This is a genomic window from Mesorhizobium sp. 1B3 (assembly GCF_050958605.1).
Lineage (GTDB): Bacteria > Pseudomonadota > Alphaproteobacteria > Rhizobiales > Rhizobiaceae.
On record NZ_JBJHDO010000044.1, the window covers coordinates 1 to 314 of the forward strand.

1 pseudogene is annotated in these 314 nt (G+C 64.6%); it reads left to right on the plus strand.

Annotated features, from left to right (window positions below):
* Nucleotides 1–54: 54 nt before the first annotated feature.
* Nucleotides 55–314 (plus strand): annotated as a pseudogene (locus tag ACCO56_RS33085) (hypothetical protein); the annotation flags it as partial.

The window sequence follows — 314 nt, forward strand, 5'->3', positions numbered from 1 at the left end:
CGCCGGCGCCGCCGGTCCGGCGGCGCCCATTCCTCTACTCAGATCGGAAGTCGCATGTCGAAGGATTGGATCATCTGGGCGGTGACGCTCTGGATCGTCGTCTTCATGATGGCGGGACAAGCGGTGGCGACCTGCCTGCTCGGCGCCGGGCTGGTCGGCGTCATGCTGTGGATGGGGCCGGGCGTGCTCAACGGCATCGTCGGGCAGGACACCTTCTACACCGCCTCGGCCTACACGCTGTCGATCATCCCGCTCTACCTTTTGATGGCGCAATTGCTGCTCAAGGGCGGCGTGATCATCGACCTCTTCCGTGT